The 238-nt window shown below is 68.5% G+C and carries 1 protein-coding gene; it reads right to left on the bottom strand.

Features of this window, described 5'->3' with window-relative positions; all coding sequences use genetic code 11:
- Window positions 1-238: EtfB protein (locus HKX41_13345; GenBank protein NNC25120.1), on the bottom strand; the 238-nt coding region annotated here is incomplete at both ends.

Genomic DNA, 238 nt, shown 5'->3' with positions numbered 1-238 from the left:
GTGGATGGCGCGGTTGGCGCCCATCGCCAGGCCGTTGCGCAGGTGCGCCTGGGCGTCGGCGGGGGCGATGGTGGCGACCACGACTTCGGTGGCGATGCCCTTGTCGCGCAGGCGCAGGGCCTCTTCGAGCGCGATTTCGTCGAACGGATTGGCCGACAGCTTGACGCCGTCGGTGATCACGCCGGAACCGTCCGGCTTGACCTGGATGCGGACGTTGTAGTCCACCACGCGCTTGTAG

The organism is Salifodinibacter halophilus (assembly GCA_012999515.1).
GTDB lineage: Bacteria > Pseudomonadota > Gammaproteobacteria > Nevskiales > Salinisphaeraceae > Salifodinibacter > Salifodinibacter halophilus.
The sequence above is the reverse complement of the archived record's forward strand: the minus strand, read 5'-3'. Positions and strand labels throughout refer to the sequence as shown.